Source organism: Nonomuraea rubra (assembly GCF_014207985.1).
Classification (GTDB): domain Bacteria; phylum Actinomycetota; class Actinomycetes; order Streptosporangiales; family Streptosporangiaceae; genus Nonomuraea; species Nonomuraea rubra.
This window is the reverse complement of record NZ_JACHMI010000001.1, coordinates 10,752,234-10,774,794: the sequence shown is the minus strand read 5'-3', so window position 1 is coordinate 10,774,794 and position 22,561 is coordinate 10,752,234. Positions and strand designations below refer to the sequence as shown.

Sequence of the window (22,561 nt, the reverse complement as noted above, 5' to 3'; positions counted from 1 at the left end):
CGGTCCGCGCCGGGGTCGCCGCGTAGGCTGGAGGCCGCGTGTGGAAGGGGTGTGAGTGCACCGGGTCCTGTGGCTGATCGTGGCGGTCGCCTTCGTGGTGGGCATGGTCATCCCCGACGAGCCGCCCGAGCCGGAGGGGTGCCCGCCGCGCGACACCCGGGTCGTGGCCCCGTACGCGGTCACCGGCTACTGGGTGATCCCGCGCGCCGACCAGTGCGTCACGCAGCGCATGGTCGAGGCCGTCCACGCGATCGGCGGCGACACGCTGATCACGTTCGGGCCCCGGTTCGACGCGCGGCAGGACCCCGATTTCCCCGCCTGCCTCGTGGACGGCCGGCCCTGCGCCGAGGTGCCAGGCGTGCGCGTCCGCCAGGTCTACACGTACGTGACCAGCGAGGAGTTCGGGCAGGGCATGCTGCGCTGCCCTGGCATCGACCGGCGGATCGGCAGCGGCGGGCGGACCTTCTACCGGCTCACGCTGGCCGGGTCGTGCGCCGCCGCCGATCACGACCTCGTGCTCGTCGCCACCGACGGCGACGGGCTGGGCAACCTGATGCGGGAGGCGAGCGCGTACGGCATGACCGTCTTCCCCGGCCTGCCCGCCGCCTCGCAGCGCGAGGACAAGCCGTGGGAGCCCGACGCCGCCCACACCGCCGCGCTCAACACGTTCACCGCCCGGGTGCTGGCCGACTACCGGGCACGCTTCGCGGGGCTGACGGCGTTCGGCGGGGTGTACCAGTCGTTCGAGCTGGCCATGCGGGCGCGGGCGGAGCAGGATCCGATCATCTCCCTGTACGCCGCCCAGCACGCCGTGGTCGCCGCCGCGCTGCCGGGCAAGAAGATCGTGGTCAGCCCGTACATCGACGCGCGCCGGGGCCGCGGCTTCCCGCCGTCGCAGGTCGAGAAGGGGCTGGCGGATATCGCGGGCACCCGGGCCGGCGCGCCCATGGCGGTCGCCGTGCAGGACGGGCGCGGCACGGGCAAGGTGCCGGTGCACGGGCCGCAGGAGGGCGACGCCAGGGTGGCGCCTCGGCTGGTGCCGGTAGTGGGGGACGTGTCCAACGCGCAGGCGTACTACGGGCCCACCAGCGCGTACGTGGAGGCGGCCGCCAGGCGGGTGCCGCGCGGGGTCGAGCTGTGGGTGAACGTCGAGGGGTTCGAGCCGACGCCGGCCGAGGGCGAGTGCGGGCGGACCGACCCGCTGCCGCACCGCGGGCGTACCACGAAGGCCCGGCTCGACCAGCAGGTGATGGCGTCGGGGCCGCATCCTGTCAAGATCATCTCGTACGGGTGGGATCCGTTCTTCACCTGCCAGGCCCGCTACGACACGCCGTCGCTCGCCGACGACATCGCGGCTGGGTGGCAGCAGCCGATCATCGTCAGCGCGCGGGCTGAGAAGCGCGGCGGGCGGCCCGGGGTGCTCGTCGAGGGATACCACCTGCGGGGCGGCACGCTGCGGTTCGAGCCCGGCGGGGACGTGGTCGCGCAGGAGGCTTATGCGCGGGGGCGGCTCGAATCCGCCTGGGTTCCGTACGCCTGGCCGTGGACCTCCGTCACGGCCACGAACGCGGCCGGCCACTCCAGTACCAGCGGCTACGCGATCCGCGACGAGCGTTGAACGGCCTGTTGCGGGGTCGGCGGTCACGCGATCTGCGGCGAGCGCTGAGCGACGGACACCCTGTTTCTGTCGGTGCCTGTCGCTAGTTTCCGATCATCCCCCCGATCGATGGAGGTTTGGTCGATGTACCGACAGGGCGACATCCTGATCGTGCCCATGCCCGAGGCGGCCGTTCCCGGCGGGCTGCGGCCCCAGCCGCGCGACGCCCGCGGGCGGCTGGTGCTGGCGCACGGCGAGGCCACCGGGCACTGCCACGCCATCCCCGGCCCCGGCACGCTGTCGCGCGGCTTCCTGCACCTGCCCGAGGGCGGCAGGCTCGTGCACGAGGAGCACGACGCGATCTCGCTGCCGAAGGGCTGGTACCGCGTGGTGCGGCAGCGCGAGTACGTGCCGGGCTCCCACCGGGTGGTGGCCGACTGATGGCGACCTTGACGTGGGAGCAGGTCACCGTCGCGACCGGGCACGCCGAGGGCGCCGAGGAGGCTGTGCGGCAGGCGTACCGTGAGGCGGGGCTGGCCGAGCCCGAGCGGGTGCTGGTGCTGCCGTCACCCCTGGCGGGCGCGGTCGTGGCGGCGTGGCTGACCGGCGGTGAGACGGTGCGCGCGGGGCTGGAGCGGGCAGGGCTGCTGCGGGACGGGCTGGGGCGCGGGCTCGGCGGGCTCCTGACGGACGGGCTCGGGTTTGACGGGCTCCTGACGGACGGGCGGAGATTGGGGAGCCTGGACCCCGGGCGGTCGGTGCGTGACGCCGTGCGCACCGGGCCGTGGGAGCGGGCCAGGGCGGCCGCGTACGCCCGGCTGGGCCATGCCGGCTGGGCGCAGCTCTGGGCCGAGACGGGCGGCCGGCTGTGGCCGCAGGCCGAACGGCTGGTCAGCGACCTCCGCCGCGCCATCGCCGACCGGGGCGCCGCCCTCGACACGGCCCTCGGCACGGACACCGACCTGGCGGCCGAGCGGTTCGGCGAGAGCCTGCGGAACGTGACGCTCGACGCCGTGCTCGGCCAGCACGACGCACCCTGGCTGTCGGCGTTCGACGGGCTCGGCGGGGTTGACGGGCTCGGCGGGCTCAAGCGGGTGGCGGAGCGGGCGGGCTGGTGGTGGCCGTACGAGCGGCTCGCCATCATCACCGGACGCCCCATCGAGCTGCACCTCGACGACCTCGGCCGGCCGCACCGCGCCGACGGCCCCGCCCTGTCGTACGCCGACGGGTTCGCCCTGCACGCCTGGCACGGCATGCCCGTCCCGCCCGAGTTCGGCGCCACGATGACCGTCCTCACCCCCGAGCGCATCCGTTCCGAGGCGAACACCGAGCTGCGCCGCGCCATGCTGGAGCACTTCGGCCTCGACCGCTACCTGGCCGAGTCGGGCGCCCAGCCGGTCCACTCCGACGAGACCGGCGTGCTGTGGCGGATCGAGCTGCCCGACGACGAGCCGCTGGCCATGGTGGAGGTGGTCAACTCCACCCCCGAGCCCGACGGCACCAGCCGCACCTACTTCCTGCGGGTGCCACCGTGGGTCCGGCGGGCGCGGGAGGGCGTGGCCTGGACGTTCGGGCTCACCGAGGACGACTACCGCCCCCAACGCGAGACCTGAACCTCACAGCGCGCCCGGCGCGCCCATCACAGGTCGAAGGTTCGGTCAGCTCGCAGACCCAGCGATATCTGAACTACTTCAGATATCCTGCTGGGTATGGTCACCAAGAGCTTTCCGTACAGCGCGTTCCTCAGAGGACCGTCAGAGGTTCTGCCCACTCTTGACAACGCCGACGTCATCCTCGAACGGCGCGATGACGAGAACCTCATCTTGATGCGTGCAGAACGGTTCGAGGCGGAGACGGCCGGCCTGCGCATCGCAGCCCGAGCGCTCGCGATCGTGGCGCGCCGCAACCGCGACCTCGCGGAGGAGGCGCTGGCCGAGGAGCTTCCGTGGCTGACCTGGCTGCCCGACACGGAGCGGCATGAGTGCGTGTGCGAGCTGCTCAACCACCTGATCGCCGGCGCCGACACGGGAGAGCTGCTGCCCTTCGCCCGGGCGCTGACCTCGTGGCGGTCCACTGCGGTGGTCTGGAGCGATCCGCGGCTCGCCCGCGAGCTGCAGGGTCCCTTTCCCGGCGATGGCGCGGAGGCCCGCCGCCCGAAGGACGACACCTGATGGCGGGCAGGGGGGGACGACGTCCCGCGACCTCACCCCTGGCGGGTCCGGTTCGCCGATCGGCGGGCGGCTGAAGGCTGGCAGCACCTGCTCGCCCAGGCTCCCGAGAACCTCGATCGGGCCTGGGTCGCCATCACCGGCGACCCGCGGCGGACGGACTGCAGACAACATCCGCTCAAGGGCGCACTGGGCGTGGTGAAGGTCGGTGGCCACGCACTGGAGCAGTGGCAGTACGAAGCCACGTCCGGTGGCCGCTTGTGGTACGCGATCGATGACGAGGAACGCACGCTGTGGAAAACTCGTGCCGGGACAGGACACCCGAAAGAGACTGACCAGCGGCGTGGTCGATGAGATTCACGGCAGGCGGGGGATGCGCTCCAGGATGCCGCCGGTGAAGACGTCGTAGAGGCCGAGGGGCTCCAGGTGCACGTAGCCGATGTGGCAGTCGCAGGTCGCCGCCGGGCAGGGGCGGGGGCGGAGGGCGGGGCGGTAGGTGCCGTCGTAGAGGTTGCCCAGCACTTCGGGGATGAAGTGGCAGCGGCGGACCGTGCCGTCGCCGTTCACCGAGATCACGGTGTCGCCGGTGCGGCAGGGCAGGCCCGCGCTGGCGTGCGGGAAGCGGCTGTAGGAGAAGAGGGGGTCGATGGCGGTCCAGTCGGCGGCTTCGGCGTCGGTGTAGAGGCGGCCCTCCTCGGCGTTGACCCACACGTACGTCTCCGGCGGCAGGTCGGCCCGTAGGCGGCGGGCGTGCGGCAGGTGGGCCGGGTCGCCGACGATGCCGACGCTGTGCCGGACGGGGAGCGAGCGGACCTTGGCCAGGAAACGCTCGTAAGGGACCTGCGTCGGGTGGTAGGTGACCCACAGCGCGGCCCGTTCCGACGCCTCGGAGAGCCAGTCCGTGCGGCAGCTCAGGTTCGTCTGGATCGCCACCTTCGCCACGTGCGGCAGCCGGGAGAGCTCCACGAGAGCCCGCCGGTACCAGGACCTGACCAGCCCCTCGCCCCACGGCGTGAACAGGATCGAGACCTCGAAGTCCCGCCCCGCCACCCAGGCCGTGAACCGTTCCAGCGCGGCCCGGTCGGCGCGCAGCTGTTCCGGGGTGTCGTGGCGCTTGGCGAACGGGCAGTAGGCGCAGTCGTAGTCGCAGCTCGCCAGGGGGCCGCGGTAGAGGATGGTCAGCATGCGGCGTACCCGTCCATGAGCTCCCGCACCTCCGGTGAGAAGAGGGCGGGGCCGATCGCGTCCGAGTACGCCAGCCCCTCGGGGGTCAGCGTGATGGCCGGATCCGTAACGGTGAGCCACTCGGCGAAGGAGCCCAGGAGGGGGAAGTCGTCCAGGACGTCGGTGCCGAAGCGGGCGGCGTACAGGCTGCGTGACATGCCCTCGGCCCGCAGCAGCGACTGGACCAGGTGCCGCCGCCTGCGCTCGCCGGGGGAGAGGGCGAAGCCCACGTTCGCGGTGCCGAAGGCGGTCTCGGCCACGTAGTCGTCGATGATCGAGCGGACGTGCCGGGCGCCGACGGCGTAGTCGAAGGAGTAGTGCAGGGCGCTCGTGTACGACCGGGCACCGCAGCCCAGCCCGACCATGCCGTCGGTCTGGCAGCAGTAGTCCGTGCTGCCGGACGTGCCGGGCAGGCGGAACATGCGCATCGACACCTGCTCGTACCCGGCCGCCAGCAGGTGGTCGCGCCCCGCCCTGTAGAGCTCCAGCCGCTGGTCGTCCCAGGCCCTGCCCTGCTTGCCGAGCCCGGTCAGCGGCCGGACGTACAGGGGGTAGAGGTACAGCTCCTCGGGCCGCCAGCCGAGCGCCGTGTCCAGGGAGTACAGCCAGGACCGCGGTGTCTGGCCGTCGATGCCGTAGATCAGGTCGATGTTCAGCACCGGCACGCCCGACGCCCTGATCGTGTCGAGCGCCGCGTCCACCTCGGCGCGCTTCTGCGGGCGGACGGCCGCGCGGGCCTCCTCGGCCACGAAGCTCTGCACGCCGATCGAGATCCGCGACGTGCCCCGCTCGGCCAGCACGGACAGGCGGTCGGGCGTGGCGGTGGCGGGGGAGGTCTCCACCGACAGCGGGATCCGCGCCAGGTCCACGCCCATCGTGCGCTCGGTCAGGTCGAACAGGCGGGTCAGCTCGCGGGCGCTGAGGTACGTCGGCGTGCCCCCGCCGAACGCCGCCGTGGCGAAGCCGGTCTCCTGCAACGCCTCGCGGACCTGCTCCGCCTGCCGTTCGAGGGCGTCGAGGTAGGCCGTGACCAGCTCCTCGGGCGCGCCCGTGCGGGTGAACAGGTTGCAGAAGCCGCAGCGCATCTCGCAGAACGGGATGTGCACGTACAGGGCGCCCGGCCGTTCGCCCGACCAGACCTCCTTCAGGCGCGGGCGCGGGTCGAGCGGCCGGTACGCGGTCTTGTGCGGGTAGGCGTAGACGTAACTCTCATACGGCCGCATGGCTCTCCAGGACGAAATGGGTGTAGGGGACCGTCCAGACGACCTCGTGGCCGATCCGGTGGCCGACGTGCCCGTCCTCGCCGTACGCCGTGCCGTGGTCGGAGCAGACGATGGCCAGGCAGGGACGGCGGCGGCGCATGAGCGAGTAGAGCCGGCCGATGTGCCGGTCCACGTAGCGCAGGGCGGCGGCGTGGCTGTCCAGCGAGTCGCCGGTGGCTCCCGGCAGGTAGAAGTGGTTCGGCTGGTGCAGGGCCGAGACGTTGACGAAGAGGAAGACGGGGCCGGGCACGCGCGCCAGCACCTCGGCGGCGCGGTCGATCTGGTGCTCCAGCGAGGCGGGGTCCGTCACGCCGAACTCCGGCTCCCAGTGGCTCTCGGCGAACAGGCCGGGCAGCGCCGACCCGAGCGGGGTCCGCTTGTTGAAGAACCCGACGCCGCCGATGCACACCGTGTGGTAGCCCGCCCGTGCCAGCCCCGACGGCAGGTCGGGCGCGTCGAACACCCACGTGCCCGCCGCCGTCGTCTCGCTGCCCGGGAACGTGGCCGCGAACAGCCGGGGGTGCGGGCCGGGGGTGACGGGCGTGGGCAGGAAGCCGGCGAAGACGGCGGCGTGGGCGGCGTAGGTGAAGCTGCCGGGGCTGTGCCGCCGCTCCCAGCGGGCGCCCGGCGGCAGGAGGTTCGGCAGCAGCCCGGCCTCGGCCTGGGCGGCGGCCACGTCGTAGCGCAGCGTGTCGAGCGTGACGAGCAGGAGGTCGTGGGTGCCGACGATGGCGTTCATGTCCACGTGGTCAGCACCGCCTCGACCTGTTCGGCGTACGTGTCTCTCCCATGTCCCGAAAAATCCCCCAAACCCGGCAGCAGGTCCCCGAACGCGTTGACCTCGGCCACCGCCACCGACCGCCAGTCCGACCCGACCATCACGTCCACGCCCGTGCTCAGGCTGCGCGGGAAGCACCCGGCCGCCCGCGCGGCCGCCTCCAGCACCCGCTCCCACAGCCCGGCCCGCTCCCGCACCCACTCCAGGTCGCCGCGCGACCCGCCGAGGTGCAGGTTCGTCATGGGGCTGCGGCTCGTCCGCACGACGGCGTGCGTGGGCCGCCCGGCCACGGTCACCACCCGCAGGTCGAACGCCCGCCCGCCGCTCATCGCCTTGGGGAACCACTGCTCGACGTGCAGCCCGTCGGGCGCCAGGAAGTCCACCAGCCGCCGCGCCTCCGCCTCGTCGGTCAGGGTCCTGACGCGCAGCGAGTTGCACCACATTCCGCCGATCCGGGTGGCCGAGGTGACGGCGTGGATCCGTCCGGCGTGGGCCTGGAAGGCGATCACGCCGGAGGCCGAGGAGCCGTGGGCCGGCTTGACGAACACGCGGGCCCACCGGCGGGCCGCCATCCCGTCCCGCAGCTCCTCGTACGAGCCCGCAGGGAACCCCTCGGGCACCGGCACCCCGGCCGCCGACAGCACCGCGTGGCAGCGCCGCTTGTCGAACATCACCCCGATCTCGCCGACGTCCCCCAGCAGCCGCACGCCGGGGATCGCCGCGACCCGTTCCAGCCCGGCGGTGAACGCCTTGTACCAGGTGGCGCCGCCGCCGGCCCGCGCCGGCTCGCCGGGCCCGCGCAGCAGCGCGTCGGCCTCCGCGTCCTCGCCGGGCGAGTCGATCCGCAGCAGCGCCCCCTCGGGCGCGCCCGGCTCCCGCCCGGCCAGCACGTCCCGCCAGGCGATCACGTACGGCTCCGCGAGGCCGCGCGCGACCACGGCGTCGCGGAACAGCGTGACCCGCCGGTCTCCCGGCGTCCCGACGACGGCGAACCGCACCGTCACTCGCTCACCACCACCAGCCGCGTCACTCGGTCACCGCCACGTACCTCCAGCGGTCTTCCTCGGCGCGCTGCTGCTCGTCCAGATCGACGGCCACTCCCGGGTGCGCGTCCAGGACGCGCAGCACCATGGCGTCGCTGAGGAAGTGGTGGCGCAGGTCGAGCACGCGCAGGTGGGTCAGCGGCCGGCCGCTGAGCAGCGCCTCCGCGCCCCGGTCGCCGAGCGCTCCCATGCCCAGGCTCAGCTCCTCCAGCCGACCGGTCACGGGCGCGACCGCCACGGCGGCGGCCACGTCGTCCTGCCGCTCGCCGTCGCGCAGGCCGAGCCGCCTGAGCGCGGGCAGCCCCGTGCCCGACAGGATGCCGTCCAGGTCGGCGGCGGTCGAGTCGCCGCCGTAGTTCTCGACGCCGAGCCACAGCTCCAGGTGCTCCAGCGCGGGGAACGTGCTCGCGCCGACCGCCCGCACGACCGCTCCCGGCAGCCCGCCGGACTCGAAGCGCAGCACCCTGAGGTGCTCGTGCGTGACAGGCCGCAGCTCCAGGCCCTTCGACCCGCGCACCTCCAGCCGCTCCAGCCTCGGGTACGCCTCCAGCAGCGGCGTGATGTCGCCGTGCCGGATCCAGGAGATCTCCCAGTACTCGGGCTCGATGAAGCCGAGGAACACCGAGCGCAGCCTGGTCAGCCGCCTGGCGTGCCGCGCCAGCAGCCGGGGCGCGTTGGCGGCGCCGTGGCCCGTGATGGCGATGGTCGTCACCTGGGCGGGGTTCACCCGGCGCAGCAGGTGGTCCAGCTCGCCGGCCAGGGCCGTGTCGTCCTGGTCGTCCTCGAAGCCGAAGCCGGTCTCGTCCGTCAGCAGCCAGGCGACCTGGTCGGGCCGACCGGGGATGCCTTCGGCGAGCGTCCTGACGGGCAGGCCGGCGAAGCGCTCCCGGTGCATGCCTGCCGGGTCGAAGCGGTAGACGGCACCCTCGTGGAGGAACGTGTCGCCGGGGTCGCGGGGATCGGCCGGCGTCTCCTCGTAGTCCTCGTCGTCGAAGAACTCGTCCATGTCACTCGCTCACCGCGACGTAACGCCAGTCGTCCTCGCGGCTGCGCCGGTCGTCGAGCCGGACCTCGACCCCGGGCAGCGCCGCGGGCAGGCGCTCCGCCATGGCGTCGCTCAGGTAGTTGTGGTGCAGGTCGAGCCGGCGCAGGTGGGTCAGCGGCTGGCCGCTGAGCAGCGCCTCGGCGCCGTCGTTGCCGATCGAGCCCATCGACAGGCTCAGCGCCTCCAGCCGGGCCACGACGGGCGCGGCGGCCACGGCGGCGGCCAGCTCGTCGGCGAACGGGCTGTTCTGCAGGCCCAGGTAACGCAGACTGGGCAGGCGCTGCCCGCTCAGGATGCCGTCGCAGTCGTTCACCGTCGAGTCGCCGCCGTAGTCCTCGACGCCGAACCAGAGCTCCAGGTGCTCCAGCGCGGGCAGGTCGCTGCCGCCGACGCCGCGGACGACCTCGGCGGGCAGGCCGCCGGTCTCGACCCTCAGCACGCGCAGCGACTCGTGCCGCACCGGCGGGAACGCCAGCCCCGAGCCGCCCCGCACCTCCAGCCGCTCCAGCCTCGGGTACGCCTCCAGCAGCGCCGTGACGTCGGACTGCTGGATCCAGGAGATCTCCGACTGCTCCCAGGTCATCGCCCCAAGGAACACCGAGCGCAGCTCGGGCAGCCGGTCGGCGTTCCCGGCCAGGCGGGCGATGATGGCTGCGCTGTCGGTGTCGTAGCAGTCCTCCCACTCGCCGATCACGAGGGCCTTGACCTTCTCGGTGTCGACATTGTCGAAGAACCAGTCGAAACTTTCGGAGATCTCCTCGAACTCGTCCCCCTCGCAGGCGCTCAGGCGCCACGCGACCGCGCCGGGGTCCGGCTGGGGCTCCTCCTCGTCGAAGGGCGGGGCCGCCACCGGCAGCCCGGCGTAGGTCTCGCTGTAGTCCTCGCTGTTCGTCGGCTGTATGTCGAAGATCACGGGTGGTCCTAGGGTCGGGGGGTTTCGGCGGCTCCTGTCCTACCAGATCCACCCGACATTTCCTGATCTATCCCGTGGAAGTGGTCACCCCTTGAGGTTGTCGGCCAGCAGATCGAGCAGGGGCTCACGGCGTACGCACCGCTCCAGCAGGAACGAGTCGGCCAGCACGAGCAGCTCGTCGTCGCCGAGCCCGCGGAACAGCCCGGCGTACTCGGGCAGCAGCGCCTGCGCCATCAGGATGTGCCTGATCAGGTCGTCGGTCTGGTAACGCGCGCCCCAGGGGTACGGGTGCCACTCCGGGAACTCCGTCTCGACCAGCGCGTGCAGCGGCGCCAGCGCCTCGGCCGACTCCTCCATCGTCGAGCCCCAGCGGTCCACGCCGAGCCGCCGCTTCTTGGCGATGAAGCCGCCGAACCGCTCCAGGTACGGCTCCGAGACGTGGACCAGCCCCTGCAACCCCACGTCCTTGTACGTCCACAACGACCAGCCCGCGTCCTGCCCGTCGTAGATCGAGAGCTGGTCGCTCAGGATCTGGTAACGCTGCCGGTCCACCGCCGGGTCCCCGGTGTAGACGGGCCCGAACTCGCCCACCCACAGCGGCGTGCCCGTCTCGCGCTGGAAGCGGGAGCGCTTGGCGAACGTGCGCTCCAGCTCGGCCCGGTCGCACCACTCGCCGCGGGTGTACCCCGGATAGGGGCCGCCGTGGGAGAACCCGGCCAGCGCGTAATCGTGCATGACGAAGACCGTGTTCTCGTACACCTCACGAAATATCGAGAAGTCGGTGGAGTAGGTGTTGCCGTCCAGGAACAGGATGTGCCCCGGGTCGGCGGCCCTGATCGCCTTCACCAGCCGGTCGTAGAACGGGCCGATCACCTTGCCCGACACGTCGCCCGGCTCGTTGACCGGGTTGTAGCCGGCCACCCAGGGATGGTCGCGGTAGTGGTCGGCGATGACCTCCCACAGGCGTACCGCGCGGTCCTGGAAGTGCCGGTGCTGCCAGAACGCGGCCACGTGGGTGGGGTTGTCGGAGTGCCAGTGCTGGTTCTGGGCGCCGGGCAGCGCGTGCAGGTCGATCACGCTGTAGATCCCGTGCTCGCCCAGCAGGTCGATCACCCGGTCCAGGTGGCGGAAGCCGCGCTGGTCGATCTCCATCGGGCGGTCGTCGGACTCCCAGTGGCGGTAGTTGACCGGGATGCGCACGCAGTTCATGCCCAGCCCGGCCAGCAGCGCCGCGTCCCGCTCGGTGAAGAACGAGGTCAGCAACCGGTCGAAGAACAGCTCGGCCCGGTCGTCGCCGAGCACGGAGCGCACCGCGTACCGCATGGAGCTCTCGTTGGCCGGGAAGCCGGTGATGAAGTTCTCCATGTTCATCCAGCCCCCGAGACCCACCCCCCGTAGCCGTACCGGCGTGTCGTCGTCCGTCACGAGATGGGTTCCGGACACGTGCAGCATGGAGTTACCCCTTCGTCGCACCCGCGGTGAGCCCACCGACCAGGTGACGTTCCGCTATGGCGTAGAACCCGAGCGCGGGCACCATGGCCAGGATGAGATAGGCCAGGATGCGCGCGGTGTCGGAGGCGTACTGGCCCTGGAACTGCTGGATGCCCAGCGGCAGCGTCCAGCTCGCCTCCTCGCTGAACACCACCAGCGGGAGCATGAAGTTGTTCCAGCTCCCCACGATGGCCAGCACCGAGACGGTGGCGATGGCGGGCCTGGCCATCGGCAGCAGGATCCGCCAGAAGAACCCGAACGACGAGCACCCGTCGATCGTGGCCGCCTCCTCGATCTCGCCCGGGATGCTGCGGAAGAAGCCGCGCAGGATGATGATCGTCAGCGGCAGGCCGAAGGCGGCCTGCGTGAGGATCACCCCGAGCGGGTTGTCCAGCAGCCCGAACGTGCGCAGCAGTACGAAGATCGGCAGGATCGCCACCGCGAACGGGAACATCAGCCCCGCGGTGAACAGCGTGAAGTACAGCTCCCTGCCGCGGAAGGCGAACCGGGCGAACACGAACGCCGCCAGCGCCGACAGCCCGACCGTCACCACGGTCGTGACGACGGCGATGAACGTGCTGTTCCACACCTGCCGCCAGAACGAGCCGGAGCCCAGCACGTCCGTGTAGTTCGCGGTGATCCACTCGCTCGGCAGGCCGAACGGGTTCCCGGACAGCTCGCTGTTGTCCTTGAAGCCGCCGAGCAGCGCGTAGAAGACCGGGATGACCATGAACACGCCCACGATGATCGCGATCACGTGCAGCGGCAGCGTGTGGCGCCGCCGCTTCAGCGGCTTCTTGTGGCTCATGGCCGGCCTCCTTGGGAGGTCACTGCGCCCTCCAGGTCGCGGCGCATCACGAACCGCTGGTAGACGAGGGCGAAGACGAGGCTGAGCGCGAACATCACGACGCTGATCGCGCTGGCGTAGCCGACCTGGGAACGCTTGAAGCCCCAGTCCATCATGGTGACGGCCATCGTCTCCGAGGAGTGCGACGGGCCGCCGCCGGTCAGGATCCAGACCAGGTCGAACAGCTGGATGGTGTAGATGACGGACAGAAAGATGCTGATCCGGATCGTCGGGCCGAGCAGCGGCAGCGTGACGTGCCTGAACGTCTTCCAGCCCGTCGCGCCGTCGATCTGGGCGGCCTCGATGAGCTCGTTCGGGATGTTCTGCCGTCCCGCGAGATAGATCATCATGTGGAAGCCGAAGTACTTCCAGGTCATGACCAGGAAGAGCGACGGCATCACGGTGTCGGGGTTGGCCAGCCACTCCGACTCCCAGCCGAACACCGACAGGACCTGGTTCGCCATGCCCGAGTCGGGTGCCAGGATCAGCGAGAACAGCACACCCGTGATGACCTCGGACAACACGTACGGCGCGAAGAACAGCACGCGGTAGAGCGCCCGGCCGCGGATGCGCTGGTTCAGCAGCATCGCGATGGCCAGCGAGAACGGCAGCTGCACGCAGATCGACAGCAGGACCAGCACCAGCAGGTGCCACAGGTCCTGGGCGAAGATCTCGCTGCTGAACAGCCGGGTGAAGTTGTCCAGGCCGATGAAGTTGGTGGGCAGGCCGCCGAAGCCGTTCCACCGGAACACGCTCGCGTACAGGGCCACCAGCATCGGGGCCACGACCAGCATGACGAACAGCACCAGCGCGGGCAGCAGGAACAGGGCGATCGTCACCCAGCGGCCGCGGCGCGTGGTGGCAGGGGCGGGGGCCGGAAGCCTGAGCGCCTCCGGCCCTTTCGTGAGCGTCGTCATCCGGCTTCGCTCTTGGCCACTTCGGAGATGTCCGCGCCGACCTCTTCCGGCGTCTTCGTACCGGCGATCAGTTCGGCCACGCTGTCGTTGACCTGCTGGCCGACGGCCGGCGGGTAGGCCTGGTCCAGGTAGAGCTGGTAGCCGGTGGCGCCGGCCAGCAGCGTCGCCACCTGCTTGAGGTTCGGGTCCTTGACCGCGCTCTCCTCGCCCTTGAGCACCGGCAGCACGCCGCCGGACTCCACGGCCTTGGTGTGGTTGCCCATCTCGGTCATGAACTTTACGAAGTCCACGGCCTCCTTGGGCGCGTCCGCGCCGACGGTCAGCCCGCCGCCACCGCCGAACGCGTCACCGATCGAGCCCTTGCCGCCCTCGACCGCGGGGAACGGGAAGAAGCCGAGGTCGTCGCCGAGGCCCTTGCCCGAGTCGTTCTGCACGCTCGGCGCCCACTGGCCCATCAGCTCCATGGCCGCCTTGCCGTTGCTGACGGTGGCGGACTGGCCGTCCGGGGTGGAGTACGCGGCGCCCAGGAAGCCCTTCTGGAACGGCTGCAGGTCGGCCAGCGCCTTCACCTGCTGGCCGGCGGCGACGAAGTCGGGCTTGGTGAAGTCGTGGTCGACGGCCGCCTGCTTGAGCGCGTCCAGGCCGGCGATGCGCAGGGCCAGGTAGGCCCAGTAGTAGTGGCCGGGCCACTTCTCCTTGCCGGCCAGGGCGATCGGGGTGACGCCCGCGGCCTTCAGCTTCTTGACGTCCTCCAGGAACGCCGACCAGGTGGCGGGCGGCTCCGTGATGCCTGCCTTTTCGAAAAGTTTCTTGTTGTACCAGAAACCCACCAGCCCGATGTCGGTCGGCAGGCCGTACGTCTTGCCGTCCAGCTGGTACGCGCTCAGCGCCGCCGGCGTGAAGGTCGGCAGCACGTCGGCGACGTCGGTGGAGATGTCCTTGACCAGGCCGGCGTCGATCTGCTGCTTGAGCACGCCGCCGCCCCAGGAGGCGAAGACGTCGGGGGCGTTGCCCGACTGCGTGATCGTGGTCAGCTTGGCCTTGTACGCCTCGTTCTCCAGGACCGTGGCCTTGATCGTGACGTTCGGGTTCTTCGCCTCGAACTCCTTGGCGCGCTGTGCCCAGAGCGACTTGAGCGGCTCGGCCGTGGACAGGTGCCACCACTCCAGCGTGACCTTGGCGGGGGCGCCGCCCGAGCTCTGCTGAGGAGCCGTCTCTCCTCCTCCGCCACCGCAGCCGGCCAGGAGTACCGCAGTTGCGACCAGTACGAGAGTGCGTTTCATAGGGGTCCCTTCCTCAGCTATAGGCGAAAGTTTCGTGAACCCCCCGATAATTTCTTTGGCGTGATCGTAGGTAAACGGCATGTAAAGCGTCAACACCTCGTCCCGGAGCGATCCCAAACCGAAACTTTCGGATACACTCCCGATTTGTGTCAGCGAAGAGGCGGGTCACGATCGCACTGATCGCGGAGGAGGCCGGGGTCTCCATCCCGACGGTCTCGAAGGTCATCAACGGGCGTCCGGAAGTCGCTCCGGCGACCCGCCACAGGGTCGAACGGCTGCTGCAGGAGCATGGCTACCAGCGGCGCATCAGCCAGGACGACACCCCGGCCGGCCTGGTGGACCTGGTCTTCGCGGAGATCGAGTCACCCTGGGCCATGGAGATCGTCCGAGGGGCGGAGAGCGCGGCCCACGAGGCCGGCGCCAGCGTCGTCATCTCGGTCCTGCACACGCACGCGGGCCCTGGCCGTGACTGGCTCGAACGCCTGGCCGCCCGGCGCACGGACGGCGTCGTGATAGTCGCCTCGCGACTCTCGACGGGCATCCAGGCCCAGCTCAGCGCGCGCTCCCTGCCGTTCGCCGTGGTGGACCCGGAAGGCGAGCCCGCCCCCGGCGTCATCTCCGTCGGCGCCACCAACTGGAACGGCGGCCTCGCAGCCACCCGCCACCTGCTCGAACTCGGCCACCGCCGCATCGGCATGATCAGCGGCCCCGCCGACATGCTGTGCAGCCAGGCGCGCATAGACGGTTACCGGGCAGCCCTCGAAACCGCCGGCCTCCCGGTCGTCCCCGAACTGATCAGACGCGGCACCTTCCTCGTCGAATCCGGCCACGACCAGGGCCACGCCCTCCTCTCCCTCCCCGAGCCACCCACGGCCATCTTCGCCGGGAGCGACCTGATGGCGTTCGGCGTCTTCGAGGCGGCCAGGCAGCGCGGCCTGCGCGTACCGGAGGACCTGAGCGTGGTCGGCTTCGACGACCTGCCCCTGGCCAAGTCGGCCTGGCCGCCGCTGACGACCGTGCGGCAGCCGTTGCAGGAGATGGCGGCGCTGGCCACGCGGACGGTGCTGGCGATGGGGCATGGGGAGGTGCCGGAGACGAAGCGGGTGGAGCTGGCTACGGAGCTCATCGTGAGGGACAGCACGGCTCGGTACGAGTAGGCAGGCCGGCGCGGGCGCGGCGGGATCATGCGTAGCCGTGCGGCCTCGGCTCGCCACTCAGCGAGATACGCGCGGATCATCTCCTCATGCACGGACAGCTCCTCACGGTTCTTCCGGGAACGCGTGGTAGAAGATGAACACCGGGCGAGTATCCGGCGGCGCCTCGCTCGATTCGACGCGTGATCTGGTCAGCTCGCGCCACGGCTCCAGCACGGCATTGAGCTGGCCGGCGAGTTGCGCGAGCTCGTCCGCGGTGAGCCGGAGGTGGTGGCTGCCTCCGAAGGCCGCGTTCTGCCAGTCCTCCGGAAACGTCAGGTGGGTGCGTTCGAAGTCGCGCAGCCTCTCGAACTGGTCGATCACCCACTGTGAAGTCCAGGCCTGCACCACGGCTCTGGCTTCAGGGGTTTTGAGATCCACTACCGCCAGTCCGCCGGTAGCCGCCCGCACCCAGCGTTCCCGGTTGTCCCGGGCGAGGTCCGGCACGTCCTCGACCAAGTCGTGTTTCTGCAGTTGCCGCAGGTGATAGCTCACCTGGCCGGGGTCGGCGTCCATCCGTCTGGCGAGCTCGCTCACCGTGACCGGGCCGATCCGGAAGAGGAGGCTGAACAGCTTCATCCGGAACCGGCTGGTCAAGACCCTGAGCACGTCCGGGTCGTCGAGGTGTTGCATGGCCACGACGGTAGGACCGGCAGGTAGAGATGCTCAAGATGTCTACTGGATCTTGAAATCAGGCGGCGTCACTGCTCAAGACGTTCAGCCAAGGTGCCCTGGTGAAAGTAGACGCGCCAGCCGGTCTCCGTCAGGCGCCACAGTGAGCTTCGCCATGCCCGGCGCCCCTGATTCTCGGCGAAGTACGTCAGGTGAACGATCCCCGGAGCCAGCACGACCCCCGACATCTTGCTGACCGCGACCGGCGACTCCGGGGCCACCGATCCCGCCATCACCGTGAGGATCGTCTCCGCGTCCCACCAGCGTCCGGAGGCTCCGATCTCGGTGAACTCCGGGTCCAGGAGCTCCCGGACGAGGGCCGGAGAAGCACGCACCTCAGGGTCGAGAAGCCGCAGCTCGCCGTCGATGGCCGCCTGCACGGCACGCTCGTTCTCGTCCGTCATGCACGGATCCTACGAACGCACGTCACCCAGGCAAAGCTGATATCACCGAAGACGTACGTGATCGACCGTACAGACCAGGGAGCCGTATGGAACAGCACGAACGTCAACTGCACAGCTCGTCATTCGGCGCAGCGGCGGCCGCATACGCCGAGCACCGCCCCGACTACGCCCACGCCGCCGTACGCTGGGCGCTCGATCCCGCCCCCGGCCCGCGGGTGCTCGACCTCGGCGCGGGGACGGGAAAGCTGACCGCCACGCTGGCCGCGCTGGGCGCCGACGTCACGGCGGTCGAGCCCGACCCGGCGATGCTGTCCGAGCTGCGCCGCGAGTTGCCGGCTGTGCGCGCCCTGCCGGGGAGTGCCGAGGCGATCCCCCTGCCGGACGGGTCCGTTGACGCCGTGCTGGCCGGGAACGCCATGCACTGGTTCGACATGGCCGTCGCGGGCCCCGAGATCGCCAGGGTCCTCGCACCCGGCGGCATCCTGGCCGGCCTGTGGAACCTGCTCGACGACAGCGTCGACTGGGTGGCGGGGCTCGCGCGGGTCAGCGGGAGCGCGGCCGTCGGCCCGCGCGACACGCCTGCTAGCTGGCGCGCCGAGACGGCCGCCATGCACCTGCCCAAGACGGACCCCCAGACGGGCCTCAAGACGGGTCTCAAGACGGGCGCGGACGTCCGGTTCGGCTCGCCGGAGCAGGCGGAGTTCCCGCACGGGCAGCGCCGCACCGCCGACTCCCTGGTCGCGACGCTCGCGACGCGCGCGGGGATGCTGGTCATGCCCGAGCAGGAACGGGAGGCCGCGCTCGGCCGGATCGGCGCCTTCCTCGCGAGCCGGCCCGAGACCGCCGGCGGCGAGTTCACCCTCCCGATGCTGACCGGCGTGCTGCGCGTCCGGCGGCTGTGAACCTGTTACAGGTGCGACCCGGTGCCGCCTAGCGGCCGATCTTGTCCAGCTCGGTGAGTACGTCGCCGGAGAGCGAGAGGCCCGCGCCGGCGACGTTCTCGCGCAGGTGAGCCACCGACGAGGTGCCGGGAATGAGCAGGATGTTCGGCGACCGATGCAGCAACCAGGCCAGGGCGACGGACATCGGCGTCGCCTCCAGCCGGGCGGCCACCGACGAGAGCGCCGAGGACTGGAGCGGGCTGAAGCCGCCGAGCGGGAAGAACGGCACGTACGCGATGCCCTGCTGGGCGAGCTCGTCGATGAGTTCGTCGTCCTGCCGGTAGGCGAGGTTGTACAGGTTCTGTACGCACACGATCGGCGCGATCGCCTGCGCCTCGGCGACCTGTTCCGCCGTCGCGTTGCTCACCCCGAGGTGCCGGATCAGGCCCTGCCGCTGGAGCTCGACGAGCGTTTCGAACGGCTCGGCGAGCGAGCCCGGCTGCGGCCCCTGGGCGTCGCCGAGCCGGAGATTGACCAGGTCGAGCACTTGTAGGCCGAGGGATTCCAGGTTCTCGTGAACGGCCCGGCGAACGTCTTCGGGCCGCCGGGCGGGCGGCCAGCCACCCTGCGCGTCACGGGTCGCGCCGACCTTGGTCACGATGTGCAGCGTTTCGGGGTACGGGTGCAGCGCCTCACGGATCAGCCGGTTGGTGACGCGCGGTCCGTAGGCGTCGCTGGTGTCGATATGGGTGATTCCGAGGCCGGCGACCTCGCGCAGGACGGCGAGTGCGCCGTCGTGGTCGGCCGGCGGGCCCATCACCCCGGGACCGGCGAGCTGCATGGCACCGTAGCCGAACCGGGTGACGGTCAGATCGCCCAGGGTCCAGGTGCCGCCGGGGAGCGAAGTGGGGGACGTGCTCATATCTCTGCCTCTTCTAGATGGTTCCTAGCGGTTTCTTGCTTCAGTATGGATAGGTAACTTCCCAACGGGAAGCAGGCACTTCGGAGTGCGTAAGGCACCATCGAGTCAGAGGAGAGGTCGATGGCGACGACGACGGCAGCCCAGAAGAGGGCGCAGGTCAAGGCGGAGTATGACGCGTTCATCGCGGCGTGCCCGAGCCGCAAGCTGCTCGACCGGATCTCCAGCAAATGGGTCACGCTGATCCTGTCCGCGCTCGGCAACGGCGGTGCGGAATGCGCGGGCGAGCCCCGGCCGATGCGGTACTCGGAGCTGTCCCGCCTGCTGGCCGGCGTCAGCCAGAAGATGCTCACGCAGACCCTGCGCTCCCTGGAACGCGACGGTCTCATCACGCGCACCGTGACGCCGACCGTGCCCGTCACGGTCTCCTACGAGCTGACCGGCCTCGGCCTCTCCCTGCACCACCTGGTGCGCGGCATCAAGAGCTGGGCCGAGACGAACATGGACGACGTGCTCGCCAGCCGCGAGACCTACGATTCCCGCGTCACCTGAACAGACAGGTCAGTGGAAGTAGGACTTGCGCGAGTCCACGCCGGTCCGGCTGGCGATGCAGCGGTAGAACCGCACCCCGTCCTCGAACTGGGACTGCGACGGCGGCATCACGTCCGCCCGCCACCCTGCGGCGGCGACGCTCCGGGCCGTGCCGGTCCTGGTGGCCAGCAGGATCGTGCGGCTGCAGACCTTCTTCACGGTCGGGTGCCTGGCGAGGTCCTGCTGGACGTACGTCTCGGCGTCCTTCGGGATGGGGGCGACCGCGAACGTCTCCCACGAGTGCGACTCCTCACAGCCCAGCCGCCTGGCCTTGGTGTCGCCCACGATGATGACCAGGCCGCCCCAGCATTCCGCCTCCCGCACGCACGCCGCGCCACCGCCCTTGATCTTCGCGGCGGGGCAGTTCTCCGTGTACGTGTCCAGGCCCGTGAACACGCTGGGCTTCGGGCTCTTGGCGGCGGGCGTGGCGGCGGGCATGGTGGCGCCCGGTGAGGCATCCTTCCGCCCGCTCTCCGGGGGCTGCTGGATGATCTGCGTGTAGACGAACGCGCCAGCGCCGGCCACGATCACCAGGGACAGGGCGGCGATGATCGCCACCAGGACCTTGTTGATGCCGTGTGGTGCCACCGGGGGTCTGGTGATCGGCTCCTGCGGTGGCGGATTGGTGGACTGCGGTGCTCCCAAGGGCGGCCCGCTCAGCTGCGGGGCCGAGTGGCGTCCCGGGGACGGGACGGGGGCCGGGTGGTGGCCCATGGGCGGGGTGTGGCGGCCTGAGGGGGTGGACGGGGGGAGGGGGACGGCGGTCAGCTCGTCGCGGAAGGCCGCCGCGCTGGGAGTGCGCTGGCGGGGGTCGGTGGCCAGGGCACGGCGGAGTACGGACGTCAGCTCCGGGGGCACGCCGGGGATGTCCGGGACGGGCAGGCGGTGCAGGGCGAGGATCATCGCCAGGTTGGGCACGCCGCTCTCCGGGAACCGGGGCGGGCGGCCGGACAGCAGCGCGTAGACGGTGGCCGCGAGGGCGTACACGTCGCCCACGGGTGACGGCTCGGCCAGCTCGAACGCCTCGGGCGGGGCGTAGGAGGGGGTCAGGGACTCGCGGGTGACCGAGGCGTCGGGGCCGGAGGCGGGCATGGTGGCCAGGCCGAAGTCCGACAGCGCGACCTGGCCGTACCGGTTGAGCAGGATGTTGGCGGGTTTCACGTCGCGGTGCAGCACGCCCTGCGCGTGTGCGGCGGCCAGCGCGTCGGCGATGCGTACGCCGACGTCCCTGGCGTCGGCGGGGGAGAGCGTCCGCCCGGCCAGCGAGCCGCCGGGGCACAGCTCCAGCACCATGTACGGCCGGCCGTCCGGCAGCAGCCCCGCGTCGTAGACGGGAACCACGTGCGGATGGCCGGACAGCGCGCCGGCCGCCGTGACCTCGCGGAGGAAGCGGCGCCTGTCGCGCTCGGACAGCAGCACCCGGTTGTCGACCTTCAGCGCCACCTCACGGCCGACGGCCGACTGCAGGGCGAGGTAGACCACGCCGAAGCCACCCTGACCGAGTACGCCCTTGATCTCGTAACCCGGGACCGATAATTCCGACACCCGCGGAAGCGTACACGTGTGCGGTCAGGAGGCAGGCAGGAGTTCGGGGAGAAGTTCGCGCAGGCGGGCGGCGTACGCGCGGGGGTGGGTGAGGCTGCCGTTGTGGCCGCCGGGCAGCATCGCGACCTCGGTGCGCAGGAGCGCGGCCAGCTCGTCGGCACAGCGGCGGTCGAAGACGGTGGCCGGGGTGGTGAGACCGGCGGCGGGCAGGATGCGGGTGCGGCAGCCGGTCAGGTCGAGGTCGTCGTCGATGACGGCGCGGAAGTCGTGGCGGATGAAGTGGTCGAAGTTCGCCTGGCGCTGGGCGGTCATGGGCTGCGGGGTCAGCCCGGGCTCGGCACCGCCACCAGCACCGTCTCCGGCACCGCCTCCGGTGATGCCGAGCACTCGGGTCACCTCCTTGAGCGCGGCGGGGAGGCCGGCTTCGAGGTAGAGGCCGCGGATCCCGGCGAGCTCCGCCCGGTGCCGGTCCCGTTCGGCGGCGGGGAGCAGCCACGGTGAGACGGGCTCGTGCGCGATGAGCAGGCCGAGCTGCTCCGGGTGGCGCATGGCCAGGTGCAGGCCGATGGAGGCGCCGAGGCTCAGTCCGAGCATGATGACCGGCTGGTCGGTGAGGTGGGCCAGGAGCCGGTGCACGTCATCGGCGTGCTGCCGGACGCTCGCCGTGGCCCCGGCCCTGGTGCTGCGGCTGAGGCCGCGCCGATCGTAGGTGACCACCGTGTACGCGTCGGCGAGGTGGTCCACCAGGTCGACGCTCCGGTCGGCGTCACCCTCACCACTCTGGGAGATCAGCAGGAACGGCCCCGTGCCGCGGGCCTGGTAGTAGAGCTCGGCATCGTGCACGCGCAACATCGTCATGCCACGAGCTTAATGCATCAAATTTGATACATCAAGAATGATGGATTATTTCCGTAGCTGAGGGATGAGCTGATCGGCGAGTCCCTCCAGCGCGGCCACGATCTCCCGGATCCGCCGCGGATCGTCCGTGCCCAGCGCCGCCGCGAGTGCGCCGTCGATCGGGGTGTCGCGCACCCGCGTCACCCGCTCCGACACCTCGGGCGCCTCCCGGATGATCGTGCGCCTCCGGTCCCTGGGATCGGTCTCCGCGATCACGGCGCCCGCGGTGCGCAGCCGCCCGATGGCCGCGGACACGGCGCTCTGCGGCAGCCCCGTACGGCCGGCGATCTCTCCCACCGTCGTCTCGGGATGGGCGCGCAGATCGCTCACGACGATCAGGACGGTCCGGGCGCTCGTGGACTGGTCGCCGATCCCCTCGGACGGCATCGCCTCTTCGCCGATCTTCATCAGCGCCCGGCCCAGCAGGAACAGTTCGACCCCATTCACGCTACGCAACATACCCGCAGGGCTCGATAGGGTCGGGTGGCGTGACGACGGACCTGGAGTGCCTTGCCGAGCGGCTGCGCGAGTTCGCGCGGGTCAGGGAGTGGGAGCAGTTCCACACCCCGAAGAACCTGGCGATGGCGCTGGCCGGCGAGGTCGGGGAGCTGGTGGCGGAGTTCCAGTGGCTCACGGCGGAGGAGTCGCGCAGCCCCGATCCCGAGACGCTCGCCAGGATGCGTACCGAGCTGGGCGACGTCACCCTCTACCTGGTCCGGCTGGCGGACGTCCTGGGCGTGGACCTGCTGGAGGCGGCGCGGGCCAAGCTCGACGACAACGACCGCCGCTACGACGCCGACCTTTACCGAGGCTCGGCCAGGAAGGCCCCGCCGTCCTGACGCCCGCCGCCAAGCTGCCGTGATGACCCGTAGACCTTCGGCTGCCAAGATC

General features: G+C 71.0%; 24 protein-coding genes. 8 read left to right on the top strand and 16 right to left on the bottom strand.

Features of this window, described 5'->3' with window-relative positions:
* Positions 1-55: 55 nt before the first annotated feature.
* The 4 genes from HD593_RS49090 to HD593_RS49075 all read left to right on the top strand — a co-directional run bounded on the left by HD593_RS49090 (position 56) and on the right by HD593_RS49075 (position 3,768).
* Positions 56-1,618 carry a DUF4434 domain-containing protein gene (locus HD593_RS49090; RefSeq protein ID WP_185109756.1) on the top strand — a complete coding sequence of 521 codons (1,563 nt, stop codon included), beginning with the start codon at positions 56-58 and terminating at the stop codon, positions 1,616-1,618.
* Positions 1,619-1,741: 123 nt separating this feature from the next.
* Complete coding sequence (locus tag HD593_RS49085; protein ID WP_185109755.1) at positions 1,742-2,038, top strand: hypothetical protein; 297 nt, start codon at positions 1,742-1,744, stop codon at positions 2,036-2,038.
* Positions 2,038-3,210 (top strand): DUF6745 domain-containing protein, encoded by a 1,173-nt coding sequence (locus HD593_RS49080; protein WP_185109754.1) that lies wholly within the window; start codon positions 2,038-2,040, stop codon positions 3,208-3,210. The genes HD593_RS49085 and HD593_RS49080 overlap by 1 nt, the downstream gene beginning before the upstream one ends.
* Positions 3,211-3,306: 96 nt before the next feature.
* Complete coding sequence (locus tag HD593_RS49075; protein WP_185109753.1) at positions 3,307-3,768, top strand: hypothetical protein; 462 nt, start codon at positions 3,307-3,309, stop codon at positions 3,766-3,768.
* A 354-nt stretch (positions 3,769-4,122) separates the two neighbouring features.
* Here the strand turns inward: HD593_RS49075 and HD593_RS49070 are convergent, their stop codons facing one another.
* The 10 genes from HD593_RS49070 to HD593_RS49025 form a co-directional block, all read right to left on the bottom strand.
* Complete coding sequence (locus HD593_RS49070) at positions 4,123-4,950, bottom strand: STM4011 family radical SAM protein (RefSeq protein WP_185109752.1); 828 nt, start codon at positions 4,948-4,950, stop codon at positions 4,123-4,125.
* Positions 4,944-6,212, bottom strand: coding sequence for an STM4012 family radical SAM protein (locus tag HD593_RS49065; protein ID WP_185109751.1), 1,269 nt, complete (start codon positions 6,210-6,212; stop codon positions 4,944-4,946). Before HD593_RS49065 ends, HD593_RS49070 begins: the two co-directional genes overlap by 7 nt.
* Positions 6,199-6,990 (bottom strand): STM4013/SEN3800 family hydrolase, encoded by a 792-nt coding sequence (locus HD593_RS49060; RefSeq protein ID WP_185109750.1) that lies wholly within the window; start codon positions 6,988-6,990, stop codon positions 6,199-6,201. Before HD593_RS49060 ends, HD593_RS49065 begins: the two co-directional genes overlap by 14 nt.
* Complete coding sequence (locus HD593_RS49055) at positions 6,987-8,033, bottom strand: STM4014 family protein (RefSeq protein WP_312904302.1); 1,047 nt, start codon at positions 8,031-8,033, stop codon at positions 6,987-6,989. Before HD593_RS49055 ends, HD593_RS49060 begins: the two co-directional genes overlap by 4 nt.
* 22 nt (positions 8,034-8,055) lie before the next feature.
* A complete protein-coding gene (locus HD593_RS49050; protein ID WP_246547152.1) occupies positions 8,056-9,078 on the bottom strand; it encodes an STM4015 family protein in 1,023 nt (340 codons plus the stop codon).
* Position 9,079: 1 nt separating this feature from the next.
* Positions 9,080-10,030 carry an STM4015 family protein gene (locus tag HD593_RS49045; protein ID WP_312904300.1) on the bottom strand — a complete coding sequence of 317 codons (951 nt, stop codon included), beginning with the start codon at positions 10,028-10,030 and terminating at the stop codon, positions 9,080-9,082.
* 84 nt (positions 10,031-10,114) lie between these two features.
* Positions 10,115-11,482 (bottom strand): glycoside hydrolase family 5 protein, encoded by a 1,368-nt coding sequence (locus HD593_RS49040; RefSeq protein WP_185109749.1) that lies wholly within the window; start codon positions 11,480-11,482, stop codon positions 10,115-10,117.
* A gap of 4 nt (positions 11,483-11,486) precedes the next feature.
* On the bottom strand, positions 11,487-12,329 hold the full coding sequence (locus HD593_RS49035) for a carbohydrate ABC transporter permease (RefSeq protein WP_185109748.1): 843 nt from the start codon (positions 12,327-12,329) through the stop codon (positions 11,487-11,489).
* Positions 12,326-13,285, bottom strand: a complete 960-nt coding sequence (locus HD593_RS49030) for a carbohydrate ABC transporter permease (RefSeq protein ID WP_185109747.1) — start codon at positions 13,283-13,285, stop codon at positions 12,326-12,328. Before HD593_RS49030 ends, HD593_RS49035 begins: the two co-directional genes overlap by 4 nt.
* The gene (locus HD593_RS49025; RefSeq protein ID WP_185109746.1) at positions 13,282-14,568 is read right to left on the bottom strand and encodes an extracellular solute-binding protein; all 1,287 of its coding nucleotides are present in this window, start codon (positions 14,566-14,568) and stop codon (positions 13,282-13,284) included. Before HD593_RS49025 ends, HD593_RS49030 begins: the two co-directional genes overlap by 4 nt.
* Positions 14,569-14,714: 146 nt before the next feature.
* Here HD593_RS49025 and HD593_RS49020 point away from each other — a divergent pair, with 146 nt between their 5' ends.
* Positions 14,715-15,725 (top strand): LacI family DNA-binding transcriptional regulator, encoded by a 1,011-nt coding sequence (locus HD593_RS49020; protein WP_185109745.1) that lies wholly within the window; start codon positions 14,715-14,717, stop codon positions 15,723-15,725.
* A 102-nt stretch (positions 15,726-15,827) separates the two neighbouring features.
* On the opposite strand, the gene HD593_RS49015 is transcribed toward HD593_RS49020, so the two are convergent.
* Positions 15,828-16,394 (bottom strand): ArsR/SmtB family transcription factor, encoded by a 567-nt coding sequence (locus HD593_RS49015; RefSeq protein WP_185109744.1) that lies wholly within the window; start codon positions 16,392-16,394, stop codon positions 15,828-15,830.
* A gap of 68 nt (positions 16,395-16,462) precedes the next feature.
* Positions 16,463-16,837, bottom strand: coding sequence for a nuclear transport factor 2 family protein (locus tag HD593_RS49010; RefSeq protein WP_185109743.1), 375 nt, complete (start codon positions 16,835-16,837; stop codon positions 16,463-16,465).
* Between the two features lie 86 nt (positions 16,838-16,923).
* Here HD593_RS49010 and HD593_RS49005 point away from each other — a divergent pair, with 86 nt between their 5' ends.
* Positions 16,924-17,739 carry a class I SAM-dependent methyltransferase gene (locus HD593_RS49005; RefSeq protein ID WP_185109742.1) on the top strand — a complete coding sequence of 272 codons (816 nt, stop codon included), beginning with the start codon at positions 16,924-16,926 and terminating at the stop codon, positions 17,737-17,739.
* Between the two features lie 28 nt (positions 17,740-17,767).
* On the opposite strand, the gene HD593_RS49000 is transcribed toward HD593_RS49005, so the two are convergent.
* Positions 17,768-18,640: an aldo/keto reductase family oxidoreductase gene (locus HD593_RS49000; protein WP_185109741.1), complete on the bottom strand. Its 873-nt coding sequence runs from the start codon at positions 18,638-18,640 to the stop codon at positions 17,768-17,770.
* Between the two features lie 120 nt (positions 18,641-18,760).
* On the opposite strand from HD593_RS49000, the gene HD593_RS48995 reads away from it, so the two are divergent.
* Positions 18,761-19,189, top strand: coding sequence for a winged helix-turn-helix transcriptional regulator (locus tag HD593_RS48995; protein ID WP_185109740.1), 429 nt, complete (start codon positions 18,761-18,763; stop codon positions 19,187-19,189).
* 9 nt (positions 19,190-19,198) lie between these two features.
* Here the strand turns inward: HD593_RS48995 and HD593_RS48990 are convergent, their stop codons facing one another.
* From HD593_RS48990 to HD593_RS48980, 3 genes are read right to left on the bottom strand one after another with little or no spacing between them, the layout of a single operon-like run.
* Positions 19,199-20,773 (bottom strand): serine/threonine-protein kinase, encoded by a 1,575-nt coding sequence (locus tag HD593_RS48990; RefSeq protein ID WP_185109739.1) that lies wholly within the window; start codon positions 20,771-20,773, stop codon positions 19,199-19,201.
* Between the two features lie 24 nt (positions 20,774-20,797).
* The gene (locus HD593_RS48985; protein WP_221525351.1) at positions 20,798-21,631 is read right to left on the bottom strand and encodes an alpha/beta fold hydrolase; all 834 of its coding nucleotides are present in this window, start codon (positions 21,629-21,631) and stop codon (positions 20,798-20,800) included.
* A gap of 45 nt (positions 21,632-21,676) precedes the next feature.
* The gene (locus HD593_RS48980; protein ID WP_312904298.1) at positions 21,677-22,117 is read right to left on the bottom strand and encodes a MarR family winged helix-turn-helix transcriptional regulator; all 441 of its coding nucleotides are present in this window, start codon (positions 22,115-22,117) and stop codon (positions 21,677-21,679) included.
* 41 nt (positions 22,118-22,158) lie between these two features.
* On the opposite strand from HD593_RS48980, the gene HD593_RS48975 reads away from it, so the two are divergent.
* The gene (locus HD593_RS48975; protein WP_185109738.1) at positions 22,159-22,509 is read left to right on the top strand and encodes a nucleotide pyrophosphohydrolase; all 351 of its coding nucleotides are present in this window, start codon (positions 22,159-22,161) and stop codon (positions 22,507-22,509) included.
* Positions 22,510-22,561: the final 52 nt, after the last annotated feature.

Bases quoted from the DNA above. Each gene is read 5' to 3' on its own strand.
- HD593_RS49040 (WP_185109749.1), bottom strand. From the start codon at position 11,482: ATGCTGCACGTGTCCGGAACCCATCTCGTGACGGACGACGACACGCCG.
- HD593_RS48995 (WP_185109740.1), top strand. From the start codon at position 18,761: ATGGCGACGACGACGGCAGCCCAGAAGAGGGCGCAGGTCAAGGCGGAG.
- HD593_RS49070 (WP_185109752.1), bottom strand. From the start codon at position 4,950: ATGCTGACCATCCTCTACCGCGGCCCCCTGGCGAGCTGCGACTACGAC.
- HD593_RS49030 (WP_185109747.1), bottom strand. From the start codon at position 13,285: ATGACGACGCTCACGAAAGGGCCGGAGGCGCTCAGGCTTCCGGCCCCC.
- HD593_RS49010 (WP_185109743.1), bottom strand. From the start codon at position 16,837: ATGACGGACGAGAACGAGCGTGCCGTGCAGGCGGCCATCGACGGCGAG.
- HD593_RS49075 (WP_185109753.1), top strand. From the start codon at position 3,307: ATGGTCACCAAGAGCTTTCCGTACAGCGCGTTCCTCAGAGGACCGTCA.
- HD593_RS49015 (WP_185109744.1), bottom strand. From the start codon at position 16,394: ATGCAACACCTCGACGACCCGGACGTGCTCAGGGTCTTGACCAGCCGG.
- HD593_RS49000 (WP_185109741.1), bottom strand. From the start codon at position 18,640: ATGAGCACGTCCCCCACTTCGCTCCCCGGCGGCACCTGGACCCTGGGC.
- HD593_RS49060 (WP_185109750.1), bottom strand. From the start codon at position 6,990: ATGAACGCCATCGTCGGCACCCACGACCTCCTGCTCGTCACGCTCGAC.
- HD593_RS49005 (WP_185109742.1), top strand. From the start codon at position 16,924: ATGGAACAGCACGAACGTCAACTGCACAGCTCGTCATTCGGCGCAGCG.
- HD593_RS49050 (WP_246547152.1), bottom strand. From the start codon at position 9,078: ATGGACGAGTTCTTCGACGACGAGGACTACGAGGAGACGCCGGCCGAT.
- HD593_RS49065 (WP_185109751.1), bottom strand. From the start codon at position 6,212: ATGCGGCCGTATGAGAGTTACGTCTACGCCTACCCGCACAAGACCGCG.
- HD593_RS49080 (WP_185109754.1), top strand. From the start codon at position 2,038: ATGGCGACCTTGACGTGGGAGCAGGTCACCGTCGCGACCGGGCACGCC.
- HD593_RS49085 (WP_185109755.1), top strand. From the start codon at position 1,742: ATGTACCGACAGGGCGACATCCTGATCGTGCCCATGCCCGAGGCGGCC.
- HD593_RS49025 (WP_185109746.1), bottom strand. From the start codon at position 14,568: ATGAAACGCACTCTCGTACTGGTCGCAACTGCGGTACTCCTGGCCGGC.
- HD593_RS49035 (WP_185109748.1), bottom strand. From the start codon at position 12,329: ATGAGCCACAAGAAGCCGCTGAAGCGGCGGCGCCACACGCTGCCGCTG.
- HD593_RS48985 (WP_221525351.1), bottom strand. From the start codon at position 21,631: ATGACGATGTTGCGCGTGCACGATGCCGAGCTCTACTACCAGGCCCGC.